The following is a 12,122-nucleotide window of genomic DNA, read 5'->3' as shown; positions in this document are numbered from 1 at the left end:
CGCGCCTCCAGTCCGATGTCGGTCGCTACTCGCAGCCGACACCGTCCCCATCGCGGTCGAGCTTGCGCGAGTACCCCGGATCGCCCGCGTGGATCGGCGCCGCCCCGGCGGCGCGGACTGCGTCGCAGTTCGCGTAGAACGCTGTCCCAGCTGCAGGTGCTGCGGGAGCCTCCTGCTGGGCAGCTGCGTCGGCGGCTGCGTCCGCAGCTGCCTTCTCCTGCGCCGCCGTCGCTGCTGCGGCCGCGGCCTCCGCCTTCCGGTCTGCTTCGGCCCGGGCCTGTTCGGCCGAGGGCGAGGCCGTCGACGTCGGGACGACCGAGCGGACGTCGATCGACGACTCCGTCGGCATGGTCTGGGTCGGGCACGCGGCGAGGATCCGCGCGATCGCATCGCGTTCGGCCGGTGCGAGCGAGAGGTCGTACTTCGCCTTCACCGCGACCTGGTGCGCGACGTAGACGCAGCGGAACGACTTGTTGGCAGGGAGCCAGGTCGCGGCGTCGCCGTCGCTCTTCTGCTGGTTGGACGGGCCGTCGACCGCGAAGAGGTTGAGCGGATCGTTCGCGAAGGCCTCTCGCTGCGTCGCCGACCATGCGTACGCACCCGTGCGCCAGGCGTTCGCGAGCGGAACGACGTGGTCGATCTGGACCTCGGCCGAGGTCTCCCACCCGCGCATGAAGTGCATCGAGACCGCGGTGTACGGGGACACCAGCGTGCCCGACGTGACCTCACACGTGCCGTCGAGCACCGTGTCGGTCAGGTCGCGGGTGAGGATGTCACCCCGGGTGTCGCAACCGTTGCCGTCGACGTCCGCCCAGGCGGTGCCGAAGGCCGCGCGCTCGTAACCGGTTGCTGCTGCCTTGCCCTTCACCGTCAGTCCGGCGAGGGCCGCGAGGGCGGTTCCGGGTTCCGGGGTGGGAGTCGGCGTGATCGTCGCGGTCGGCGTCGGCGTCGGCGTCGGTGTCGTCGTCGCAGAGGTCGACCCCGTCGGGAGTGCAGCCGTCGTCGGCTCGGGAGCGAGTGAGCCGATCACACCGAGGACGACGAGCAGCGCGGCGGCCCCTCCAACGAACCAGGGCCAGCGGCGTCGACGTCGCCGCGGCGCCGCCGACGGGAACGGCTCGCCGAACCCTGGTCGGGTCAGCGGTGGTCCGGGGTACGGCGAGGTCGGCTGCGCCGGCTCGTCCGACCCGAAACCGAATCCGAACGTCTGGTCTCCTCGGTCGGAGGAGTTGCGCTCGCGTCGGTCACGGGCTCTGCTCACGGTTGTGCTCCAAGGTGTTGAGGGCTCCTCCATTATTGTGCTGAACAGCACCGACAACGGACTCCCCGTTCGGGGCGGAAGGAGTGGCCATGCTGGTCGTTGCTGACGGAGTGGACATCGAGTTCGACGGGCACGTCTGCACGCTGCGGGCGCGATCTCGGTTCTCGTCGTGGATCATCGGCGGTCGAGAGCGGGTGCTCACCACCGACGACATCGGCCACCTTGCCTACAAGCGGCGCCGCAACGGGTCCGTCAGCCAGCTCTCCTTCGACACGCGGACCGGTCGGTTGGACCTGACCTTCACCAACACCGCTGCGGCCGACACCGATGCGCTGATCGATGCACTGCTGCACGCTGGACTCAAGGAAGTCCGACGGATCAAGCTCTTCGCGCCGACAGCCGCACCCGACGCTCAACCCGTCGAGACGCCGACCCCGACTGCGACCGATGCAGAGGCCCGTCGTGCGGCAAACCAGCGCTTCGTGGACGACCTCGTCGCGCTGCTGCGGAGCCGCGAGGACGACGCGCGGACGGTCGCGAGCGTGTCCACACCGCGTCGGATCCGTCTGACACTCGTCGGCGCCGAGCGAGGGACGACCCGATGAGCGCTGGCGGCGGATCTCGCTACCAGTCGCTCGAGGACGCCCTGCGCGCGCACCGCGTTCCACTCGAGAACCACCGTTTCATCGCGGAGCTCATGGCAGGCCTCGATCTCGAGGGCTACTCCGAGACCTCGAGCTACATCAAGGCCGTGCGAGCGGATGGCGGGCCTGCGCTGCAGATCGCGTCCGGCTACACGAACGGGTTCCGGTCGGAGGACGAGATCGTCAGCCGCGTCGGCGACGTCGAGCGGTGGCCGAGCGGACGTGGCTCCGGTCTCTGGGGGGTGTCCCACCCCGTCCACAGTCTCCGCAGCACGGGGGACGCAGCCGGTGGAAGACAACGAGAAGCCGCGCTGTGTCCGGTGTGTGGAAGCGTGATGCCGCTCAGCGGAGTCTGCGACATGTGCGCGTGAGGTCGTCGTCCCTCGAAGAGGCGCTCGCGCGACGTCGGTGGCCGGCACGAGGATCGTGGGGTACGCCGTGACGACTGCGGCGGGCGAGAAAGGACTGGGGATGCACAACGGGTACGCCGTCATCGACCTCGAGACGACCGGGCTCGCCCCGTCGTACGGGCATCGAGTGATCGAGATCGGCATCGTGCACGTGGCACCCGACGGGGCGATCGAGCGCTCGTTCGAGACCGTCGTGAACCCGGGGCGCGACCTCGGGCCGGTGCACATCCACCAGCTCCGCGGTGCCGACATGGTCGGGGCGCCCGCCTTCGCCGACATCGCCGGTGATCTCGTAGATCGTCTTCGTGGCCGAGTCGTGGTCGCGCACAACGCCGCCTTCGAGGCGCGCTTCCTCCACGCTGAGTTCGAACGACTCGGCCATCGCTCGCCGTTCAAGCAGGCGAGCACCGCGCTCTGCACGATGCGGCTCGCGCAGGAGTTCCTGCCCGGATCCGGCCGGAAGCTCGCCGACTGCTGCAGCGCGTACGACATCGATCTCGTCGACGCCCACGAGGCGCTCGCGGACGCGCGCGCCACCGCGCAGCTCCTCGGCGCCTACATCAGTTCCGCACCGCACGATCCGCGGTGGGGAACGTGGGGCGAAGCCGCAACGAGGCTGCAGTGGCCGGGTGTCCTGGGCACCGACCAGCAGTGGACCGCACGTCGCCGCGGCGGCGCGACCGCTGAACGCAGTCGGGTCGACCGTGCGACGGACTTCCTGCCGGCACTGGAGGGCAACACCGGAGCGCTGCTCTACGCGGCAGTCCTGGACAGGGCGGTCTCCGGCGACATGCTCGCGGCGACGGACGCCGAACAAGTCAACGAGTTCGCCGCGGAGTTCGGGCTCGGCGCCCCGATGCGGGCGGCCCTGCACCAGCAGTACTTCGGCGACCTCGTCGACGCCGTGTGGGCCGACGGCGTGCTGTCGATCCAGGACCACATGCAGTTGGAACGGGTTGCTCGTCTCCTCGGCGTGTCCAACGACGAGCTCGAGCGTGCGGTCCACAGCCGACAGCCAGCGAGGATGGGAGCGAACTCGTTCTCGGCGGCCCACATCGAGGACTCGGAGGATGCAGCCGGCGCGATCGACCTCGACGAGAACAGCATCGTGACGCTCACCGGCGACATGCGACGCAGCCGGAGCGAGATCGAGGCAGACCTCGCTCGACTCGGCATCCGGACAGCCCCGAACGTCACGAAGAAGACGACCGTGTTGATCGCGGCGGACGCGGACAGCCTCTCGGGGAAGGCCCGCAAGGCGCGGCAGTACGGGATCCCGATCATCGAGGAGGACGTGCTGGAAGGTGCGCTCGCGGCGGCAGTACGCGCCTGATCCTGCGGTTCACCGAAAGGATCTCGCGGGATGTCCCAACAGCGGGAACGTTCGTTCCGCGGGCACTCACCGCCCACCTAGGCTCTGGACGGCTGGCACCGCGCCGGCTTCGGAGTGATGGGGGTGGCGCATGGTCGGAGAACGCGTTCGGTACGAGACACGCACGGTGAAGTCCGTTCGAGGTCTGGAAGCCCGTACCATCGCGAAGCTCGAGCAGGACGGGTGGGAGATCATGTCCCAGACCCAGGGTCGTCTCCAGTCGGAGATCCGCGTGCGTCGAGCGACCAAACCCCTGTCTCGGCGGACCCTCGCCATCGGCGGCAGCGTCGTCGCAGCGCTGGCCGTCGTCATCGTCCTCGGAGCTACGGGCGTCTTCGGCGACGAGAGCGGCGACGCGAGTGTGGCGGCTTCGGCTTCCGCTTCTGTTTCTGCTCCTGCTCCTGCTCCGAGCGAGTCAGCTCAGGCCCAGACCGACGAACCGACGGATATCGCGGTCCTGACCGGCGGCTCCAACCAGGACCTCGCAGACCTCCTCCAGCTCACCAACACTTGCGATCCGTCCATCGGACGGTTTGCCGATGAGTACGCCGGACGGACGGTCAGCTTCGACGGTTCGATCGGAGCGATGAACCTGCACGGCTCTGCGAGCACCCGCTACGACATCCTGATCGGGGCTGGCGACTACAGCACGACGGAGTCCGACGGGCCCGCATTCCAGTTCCGTGATGTGAACACGGTCGCCGACTTGCACTACGTCGGGGACACTCCCGGAACGATCGGTGTCGGCACGAACCTGACGGTCACTGCGACCGTCGGCGAGTACGAGCCGCAGACATGCCTGTTCCTTCTGGAGCCCGTCACGACGGTGGTGCGGTAGCCGCTTCCGGTGAACGCTCGGACACAGCGGACAGGCGGGCACGTTCTTCCGCGAGGACCTGGGTGATGAGCTGCGTCTCGGAGATGTCGAACGCCTGGACGGACGCGTTCGCGGTCTCACTGACCGCCGCGAAGTCGGCGAACGTCTTCGACTTGCGGGCGAGCAGCCGGACGAGTGCAGCGTCGACGCCGTCCTCCGACAACAGGCGATGCACCTGCACGGTGTCGAGCTGCCCCATTCGCCGTGCTCGAGCGATCGCCTGCCACTCCGTCATCGGCTTCAACTGTGGTTCGCAGATCACGACGACCGAGGCGGCCTGGATGTTCAGCCCCACTCCGCCAGCGATGATCTGTGCGACGAGGACGGCCCCTGGGGCGGCCGCAGAGAACTCGTCGACCATCGCTTGCCGCTCGGAGGGTGAGGTCGACCCACTCAGCGGACCGAACGTGACGCCGTCGACGGACCGGAGCACCGCCTGCAGGACAGCGCGGTAGTGCGAGAAGACGATCGTCTTCCTCCCGTTCGCACGGGCCTCCTCGATCACGTCGAGGAGCGACTCGACCTTGCTCGACGACGACCCCTCCAGCATCGCGAGCTGCCGCATGCCGTGGAAGTCGCCGGCGTCGACGGCCGCGGCGTACCGGTCAGCCTCGGTCGGCGTCAGGTCGGTCCACTCCTCGACCTCCACCAGCTCCGGCAGCTCCGTCAGGACGTCCGCTTGGCTCCGCCGCAGGTACACCGGGGCGATCTGCTTCCGGAAGGTCAGCGGGCTGTCGTCGCCGTCGTCCACGACGAGGTCCGGTCGGACGTGGTCGATGAGGACCCGGAACTCCTCGACGCGGTTCTCCAGCGGCGTGCCGGACATGAGCAGGACACGATCCGAGCGCTCGAGCAGTGCTCTTGTGTTCTTCGTGCGCTTCGCATCCGGGTTCTTGACGTAGTGCGCCTCGTCGACGATCACCGCCGCGAACCCGAGGTCCTCGGGCACCTGGGTCCGCACCCATGTGAGGGTCTCGAACGTGGTGACGGCGACGCCACCGGCGGCGAGCCAGGCGGCGACGCCACGTGCACGTTCAGGCCCGTGCAGGCGGAAGGCAGGAACCGAGGTGTGCCGCTCGGTCTCCCGCAGCCAGTTCGCGACCACCGCAGCGGGGCAGATCACGACGAAGTGCGGCAGCGCTCCGGTCGTCGTGGCAGCGACGTGGGCCAGGACGGCGAGCGCCTCGACGGTCTTGCCCAGACCCATCTCGTCCCCGATGACGACACGGTCCTGCACCAGCGCGAACGCCGCCCCGAAGCGCTGGTAGCCGCGCAGCGATGCGGTCAGCATCGAGGTGTCGAGACGGAACTGCTCGACTTGTTCGATGAGCCCCTCGGGGAGCAGCCCGCGACCGGCCGTCGTCGAGTCGGTGACCCCGATCTCGTCGAGCAGCGCGAAGTAGCTCGCCGGGCGGTCCAGGAAGTCGCTCCAGTCGTCCGTCGTCGCGACCCGGTCCCGATCACCGACGACGGCGATCGCGCGCTGCCGGGCATCGTCGACGTCCACCTCGATGCGCTCAGCCGCACCTTCAGCGGGGTTGAAGGAGCCGGACGCGAGAGCGCCGGGCTGGTGGACGATGCCGAGGACCGCTCCCTGCGACACCGCGGCCGCGATCGGGGTGAGCTCCTCGACCAAGGACGCGGTGTGCTCGCCGGCGCCGAACTTGGCTGCCTCCCAACGGCGGAGTGCCGAGACGAGGGCGACGCTCGCGGTGTCCTGACGCCGCGCATCGATCTGCACCGCGGCCCCGTCGAGCGCTGCGTCCTGCAGTGACCGGGCGGCGGCGTTGATGCGGGCCGCGGTGGTCTCACCGATCCCGGGGAGCTGCCCGGCGACGACCGGAGAGCGGAGGAGATCGCCCACCGTACTGATGCCGGCGTCACGAACGGCACCGAGACGGAGCTGGTCCCGGGTGACGTCACGCAGCCGATCGATGTCCATGCCGCGGAGTTCGCGCCGGGCTGCGTCGGAACGGACGCGGTGACTGGCGTCCAGGACGCGCGCTCGTGCTGAGCGCTCCGTCTCGATCACGGTCCGGAGCGCCTCGACCGTCATCGGCAGGTGCGCCATCGCGCCGAGGTCGAGCAGCGCTGCTGGACCGAGCTCCTTGGTGGCGGTGAGGAGCGGCCCGTCGGTCTCGAGGAGCGCTTCCACCGTCAGTCCGACGTGACGGCGGTCGCGGGTGTCGAGCGCTTCGAGCGTGCGCAGTGCACCCGTCTCCTCCAACCAGGCATGGGTCGTCGTGAGGAACTCCTCGGCGCGGACACCGGCTGCACGACGGTCCTTGCCTGCGAGCAGGCCGGCGATGCCGGACACGGCGCGGTCGTCCTCGAGTGCCGCGGGCACGTCCGTGGTGAGCATCGTCACGACGGAATCGGCGAGGCGGTCAGCACGGGGGAGTCCTGCGGCCTCGGCGAGTGCTGAAGCCAGACCGCCGTCGTCCGGACGGAGTGGGAGCACCGAGCACGACAGCGCAGGACCGCGCACCGTGAAGCGGCGGCCGAGCAGGTCAGCCCGAGCCGAGGCAGCGGCGTCCTCTACGGACGCACGATGGCGTCGTACCTCAGCTGCGAACTCCGCCAGCACCTGCAGCCGCTCACGGATCACTCTCTCGACCATCGCCGCCCTCCCCGGTTGTCGGTCTCATCGTGGCACGCGTCTCCGACATCGCTGTCCCCCCGACACTCGGGGCTGCGGATCACTCCGTGAAGAACGCCCACGTCTTGTCTTCCGTGTCGAGGACGTGCTCCGGAGCCACGCCGACGTGGACCGCGAGTTCGATCGACCCTTGCAGCGCCACGTCGACGTCCGGCGAGAAGGCCCGTTCGAGCACGGCGAGGTACACGGACGTGACTGACCGGAGCTGCTCGAGGAGTCGTTGGTGTTCGACGGCCAGCTGTTCCTCCAGCGCGCGCTGTTCGGCGCGGTAGCGGTCGATGAGCGCTGCCTCACGCTGTGCGAGCGAGGACGAGACCGACTGGTACATGACCGTGCCGACGGTGGTGCCGATGACGGCACCGAGCACCGGGATCGGGACGACGGCCTGGCCCACGACGGACGACAGCGCGCTGATCGCACTCTCGAAGCAGATGAGCTCCGCGCCCTCGATGAACTCGGCCTCTGTGATCTCACCACCGCGCAGTCTGTTGGCCAACGCCGCGATGCCGAACCCCGACGTGACCATCGCGCTCGCGACGGCCGCAGGGGTCGCGGTGAGGTTCGTGAGCGAGTAGACGCTGGCACCTCGGACGGCGCCCGTGAGGAATCCGGTACCGGATTCGGCCGCGATCTCGGTCCAGTCCTCGTCGGTGAAGTCCGCGATCTTCTTCCCTGCCCGCCGCTTCCGGACGACTCCGAGCACGAAGGCGGTCCCGCCTTCGACAGTCGACGCCACCGCGGTGGCCGTCACACCCTGTCGCAGCGTCGGGCGGCTCGCGGCGTGGGCGTCGTCGCGGCGCGCATGATCCGTCGCGCGGAGGGAGTCCCGTTCCGCGTCGAGCGTGCGGTCGTACACGCCTCGCTGAACGTCTCGGTAGTCGAACGTCGACGGCTCAAGGGACTCGAACGAGACGTCGCTTGTCGCGAAGAACTCCTGAACGTGTTGCCAGTCCTTCAACGAAGGGCCGACATCGCCGCTCGTCACGAGCTTCCCGGCGTCGGCAGCCGGCATCGTGTGGAGTGCCCGCACCGTCTCGTAGTGGTCTGCCGGGATCTGGTACCGCCCACCGTTCCTGATGTAGTCGGGGTACTTGTCGAGGTGTTGCTCGACCGCGCGGAGACTGAACCACCCGCCCCCTGCGCTGAACTTCTGCTGGATGGCCACCCCGTCACGCAGGAGGTCCACCGGGCTGTTGTCGTTCACCCACTGGTGGACGGCGTCCTCGCCGATGACCTGCGCCCGCGCGTTGCCCACACCGACCTCGGCGATCTCCGCGATGAACCCGTGCATGCCCTTCGTCGCACCTCGGTTCTTGGCCACGATCTCGAGGTCGATCTTCCGCATGGCTGCATCGACGGTGGCGAGGGCCTCTTCGAGGTTGCCGGTCTGCTCGCGCAAGCGCTGGACCAGGGCCTCGAGTCGGAGTTGGTTGAGGTGTGCCACCCAGGCCGCGACCGCTTGCCCTTGGGAGTGCTCGACACGCTCCATCCTGTCACGCATCGGCGACCCGCTGCACGACTCGTTCGCTCAGCAGGGCCGCAGTCGCTGTCGCCGTGTTCACGAGCGCTGCGAGCCGGGAGCGTTCGGCCGCGGGGAGCGCACGGAAGTCACTCGCGAACAGCCCTTGTGCCGAGACGTAGTTGTTGCGCACCAGTTCGCGGGCGGACGTGCTGCGCTGGAGGAGATCGTCGATCTGCGCGTCCAGTCCCTCGACGACCGCGGTGTTCTGCTTCACGGCGGTCAGCGCCTGCTGCTTCGCCTCGCGGTGCTCGAACTTCTTCTTAGTGAACAGCACGATCGACGTGAGCAACGCCGCGCCCCCCACCGTCCAGCCGATCGGGCCGGCGAGCGCCAGGAGTGCTGTCCCTGCGGCGGCCCCACCGCCGCCGACGGCAACCGCTCCACCGCCGAGCCACGCCAGCGCGGCGTTGGTGGCGGCAGCGCCCGAGAGCGTGGAGATCGCGGTGCCGGTCGACGCCGCGCCGAAGGTCGTCGCAACCCAGATCGCAGCGCTCGGCGCCATGCTCGCGACCGCTGCAGCCGCCGAGAGTCCGGCACCGGCACCGACTGCGGAAGCCCGAGCGGCCTTGAGGTCCATCCGAGCGAACTCCTCCGCATCGAGGAACGCGGCCCTGTGCAGGTCGATCACCTCGAACGCGGTCGCGAAGGACTTCGGGGTGTTGGCGATGCTGTTCACGAGCAACTCGACGAGTTCGAGCAGGTCTGCCGAACGCTCACGCTGCCGGAGGAGCGACAAACCCTTGTCGTTCATCGCCGTGAAGGCGCCGTTGTACGCGACGACTGCTTCTTCGTACGAGAGGGGATCCTCCGCGGTCAGCTTCTCGACGGCGTGCACGGTGGCGTCCCGGAGGTCGCTCGCCTGGTCGACGATGTGTGCAGATGCGCTGCGTGCGACCTTTCCGACGTCGTCGAGCGACTTCGCGAGGGTGTCCCGGACCTTCTTCGGGTTGAACGGTTCGACCAACGTGCCTCTCCTGGATCGCTCGACTTCGACGTGCTCTGAACGCTCAGCGGTTGCCGCGCGTTGCTCCGCTCCGGACGCCGACCCACAGGCCGTCGCGCGCTCGGGTCATCCCCACGTAGAGCTCCCTGCGGCCTCGTTCTCGCCGTTCCCGTTCGGTTTCCGACGGGTTCTCCGGAGCAGCGTCCAACAGCCGGGGATCGACGTGCGCGAGCAGCACCTGCTTGAACTCGAGGCCCTTCGCACGCTTGACGGTCCCCACCCGCACCGCGTCCGAAGTTCGACCCGCGTACTGCTGCAGCGACACGGTCGGGACGCCGGCTCGCCCGAGCGCATCCATGACGTCGTCCGCCTGCCGGTTCGTCGCCGTGAGGATCCCGACGTCACCGTGGCCTGTCCCGACGAGTCGGAGGACCTCGGTCAGCCGGTCGAGCATCGCCCGGTCGTGGTCCGCGCGATTGGTGAAGCGCGTCATCGTCGGAGCAGCACCGGAGCGCGAGACGTCGGACACCGCGTCGCCGACGCCGTCGACACCCTCGATGTCCACGAACTGGTCGTCCGCCACCATCTCCTTCGCGAACTCGAGGATCTCGGCGGTGTTCCGGTGGTTGACGTCGAGCACGACGCCTCGACCCGACAAGTTGATGCCGACCTCGCCGAGTGTGTACCCGCCGGGGTAGATCGTCTGCTGCCCGTCGCCGATGAGCGTCAGCCCGTCGGTACGGTCACCCACGAGCTGGTGCACCAGCGCGACCATCGCGCAGGACAGGTCCTGCGCCTCGTCCACGATGACCGCGTCGTACCGCTCGAGCGGCACCGCACGGACCGCATCGCGAGCGAGCAGGACGATGTCCTCCCAGTCGTGCGCCCGGCGGTCGCGCAGCCCGCGCGCGTATGCCTCGTACAGATCCCAGACAGCCTGGCGCGTCTCCAGCGGGAGCGCGTGCTTGCGCCCGATGCGAGCCAGGTCCGCGTACTCGTCGAACCGCGTCAGGCCGCGGCCCTTGATGACGTGGCTGATCTCGTCTTCCCAGTACGAGCGCGAGAATCGCGACGACCGCAATGGACTGGAGGCGCGGATCGCGTTCCACGCATCGTCGAACGCGAGCTGGGCCTCCCGTCCAGGAGCGCGGAACGCGATGCCGCGTTCCTTCAGGAGTCGAGACGCGAACGCGTGGACGCCCATGAAGTCGACGCGACCGACCATGTCGGGCGCGAGGCGTTCGAGGAGCGATTCGAGGACCTTCGGCAGGGTGCTGATGTACGTCGTGAACAGCACTCGGCCGCCGGTTGCGCGCGCGAGGTACGCGGCGCGGTGCAGGCCGACGACGGTCTTGCCGGTGCCCGCAGCGCCGCGGATGCGAGCCGGGCCGTTGAAGCTGCGGCGGACGAGCTTGGCCTGTGCCGGATCGAGGAACGCCATCCAGTCCTCGATGGCTGCTTCGAGGACGCCGTCGAGGAGCTGGTCGGTCAGCTCGTCGTCCAGCGCAGCGATCGTCGGCGCGGGCGTCGGCGCGGGCTCGCGGGGGAGGACGGCTGCGGGGGCGACGATCTGCGGCGGTGCCGTTGCCTGGTCGCCGATCACGGGGAAGTGGTGCAGCGTCGCGGCGAGGACCTCGTCGACTCTGGACGCCGACAGTCGGGCGCCGCGCTTCGTGATGTGCCCGACGAGGTCGTTCGCCCCGATCACGTCGACTGATGCGATGCGGGCGTGCATCTGCTTCTGGCCGGCGAGTGCGGCGACCGCGTGGACTTCGCCGGGCGCCAGGCCCGTGTCCGCCAGTGCTGCCTCGGTGCTGTACGCGAGGTCGGCGAGGCGGGCGATGTCGTCGGTGACGTCCTCTTGGCCGCGGGTGATCCGGTCGCCGTGGACCGCGACCTCGCGCCAGGCCTTCGTGTCGACGATGAAGACGCCGGCCCGGCCGACGACGACCATGTCGACCTGTGCCGTGCGGCTACCGGGCCAGCGGCGGTCGGCGAGCAGGTGGTACCCGATGCCGGCGAGTGGCGCGAGGATGCGGGCGGTCTCGCTCTCGGTGCGGTGCGCGATCTCGAATCGGGCAGCGCGTTGCTCGGCGTCGTCCGCCTGGCGGCGGAGTTCGCGTGCGTGGCTGCGCTGGCGGTGTGCCTCGACCCCTGCGGATTCGCCGGCCATCGTCATGGTGTTGCCCCTCGAAGTGCTTTTGTGCGGACCACTCGTCGTCCCCGGGACGTGTAGTGCTGAACCATCCTCGTGGACAGGGTGGTGAGTCGGGAGCACCCGTTGTGGGGGGCGCTTCAATTCAGGGGCTTTGCAGATCGACGCGCTGCACTTCGAGCGCCCCGTTCTCTCAGGGTGCGCTGGATTGCTCAATGGTGGTTGCCGGACCAAACCCGTTCGTCGCGGTGGGCCGGTCGACAGATGTCACACTCGTGA

Annotated in this window: 9 protein-coding genes; 4 read left to right on the top strand and 5 right to left on the bottom strand. The window is 69.1% G+C overall.

Features of this window, described 5'->3' with window-relative positions; all coding sequences use genetic code 11:
• Positions 1-25: 25 nt before the first annotated feature.
• Positions 26-1,261, bottom strand: coding sequence for an excalibur calcium-binding domain-containing protein (locus EDF19_RS15265; protein ID WP_260217229.1), 1,236 nt, complete (start codon positions 1,259-1,261; stop codon positions 26-28).
• Between the two features lie 89 nt (positions 1,262-1,350).
• Between EDF19_RS15265 and EDF19_RS15260 the strand changes: the two genes are divergently transcribed.
• The 4 genes from EDF19_RS15260 to EDF19_RS15245 all read left to right on the top strand — a co-directional run bounded on the left by EDF19_RS15260 (position 1,351) and on the right by EDF19_RS15245 (position 4,525).
• Positions 1,351-1,866, top strand: a complete 516-nt coding sequence (locus EDF19_RS15260; RefSeq protein WP_148071114.1) for a hypothetical protein — start codon at positions 1,351-1,353, stop codon at positions 1,864-1,866.
• Positions 1,863-2,276, top strand: a complete 414-nt coding sequence (locus EDF19_RS15255) for a hypothetical protein (RefSeq protein WP_123681704.1) — start codon at positions 1,863-1,865, stop codon at positions 2,274-2,276. Before EDF19_RS15260 ends, EDF19_RS15255 begins: the two co-directional genes overlap by 4 nt.
• Before the next feature lie 100 nt (positions 2,277-2,376).
• On the top strand, positions 2,377-3,648 hold the full coding sequence (locus tag EDF19_RS15250; protein WP_123681703.1) for an exonuclease domain-containing protein: 1,272 nt from the start codon (positions 2,377-2,379) through the stop codon (positions 3,646-3,648).
• A gap of 166 nt (positions 3,649-3,814) precedes the next feature.
• Positions 3,815-4,525 carry a DUF4839 domain-containing protein gene (locus tag EDF19_RS15245; protein WP_185022885.1) on the top strand — a complete coding sequence of 237 codons (711 nt, stop codon included), beginning with the start codon at positions 3,815-3,817 and terminating at the stop codon, positions 4,523-4,525.
• Here the strand turns inward: EDF19_RS15245 and EDF19_RS15240 are convergent.
• The 4 genes from EDF19_RS15240 to EDF19_RS15225 form a co-directional block, all read right to left on the bottom strand.
• Positions 4,506-7,184, bottom strand: a complete 2,679-nt coding sequence (locus EDF19_RS15240; RefSeq protein ID WP_123681701.1) for a DEAD/DEAH box helicase — start codon at positions 7,182-7,184, stop codon at positions 4,506-4,508. The two genes, EDF19_RS15245 and EDF19_RS15240, sit on opposite strands and share 20 nt — an antisense overlap.
• Positions 7,185-7,263: 79 nt before the next feature.
• On the bottom strand, positions 7,264-8,724 hold the full coding sequence (locus tag EDF19_RS15235; RefSeq protein WP_123681700.1) for a hypothetical protein: 1,461 nt from the start codon (positions 8,722-8,724) through the stop codon (positions 7,264-7,266).
• A complete protein-coding gene (locus EDF19_RS15230) occupies positions 8,717-9,709 on the bottom strand; it encodes a hypothetical protein (protein WP_123681699.1) in 993 nt (330 codons plus the stop codon). The genes EDF19_RS15235 and EDF19_RS15230 overlap by 8 nt, the downstream gene beginning before the upstream one ends.
• A 43-nt stretch (positions 9,710-9,752) precedes the next feature.
• Positions 9,753-11,867, bottom strand: a complete 2,115-nt coding sequence (locus tag EDF19_RS15225; protein ID WP_221180682.1) for a nuclease-related domain-containing DEAD/DEAH box helicase — start codon at positions 11,865-11,867, stop codon at positions 9,753-9,755.
• Positions 11,868-12,122 lie beyond the last annotated feature (255 nt).

The sequence above is a fragment of the Curtobacterium sp. PhB115 genome (assembly GCF_003752025.1).
Classification (GTDB): domain Bacteria; phylum Actinomycetota; class Actinomycetes; order Actinomycetales; family Microbacteriaceae; genus Curtobacterium.
The sequence above is the reverse complement of the archived record's forward strand: the minus strand, read 5'-3'. Positions and strand labels throughout refer to the sequence as shown.

What these genes read in the sequence shown, in the direction of transcription:
- EDF19_RS15260 (WP_148071114.1), top strand. Translation starts at nt 1,351, where the DNA reads ATGCTGGTCGTTGCTGACGGAGTGGACATCGAGTTCGACGGGCACGTC.
- EDF19_RS15255 (WP_123681704.1), top strand. Translation starts at nt 1,863, where the DNA reads ATGAGCGCTGGCGGCGGATCTCGCTACCAGTCGCTCGAGGACGCCCTG.
- EDF19_RS15250 (WP_123681703.1), top strand. Translation starts at nt 2,377, where the DNA reads ATGCACAACGGGTACGCCGTCATCGACCTCGAGACGACCGGGCTCGCC.
- EDF19_RS15240 (WP_123681701.1), bottom strand. Translation starts at nt 7,184, where the DNA reads ATGGTCGAGAGAGTGATCCGTGAGCGGCTGCAGGTGCTGGCGGAGTTC.
- EDF19_RS15235 (WP_123681700.1), bottom strand. Translation starts at nt 8,724, where the DNA reads ATGCGTGACAGGATGGAGCGTGTCGAGCACTCCCAAGGGCAAGCGGTC.
- EDF19_RS15225 (WP_221180682.1), bottom strand. Translation starts at nt 11,867, where the DNA reads ATGACGATGGCCGGCGAATCCGCAGGGGTCGAGGCACACCGCCAGCGC.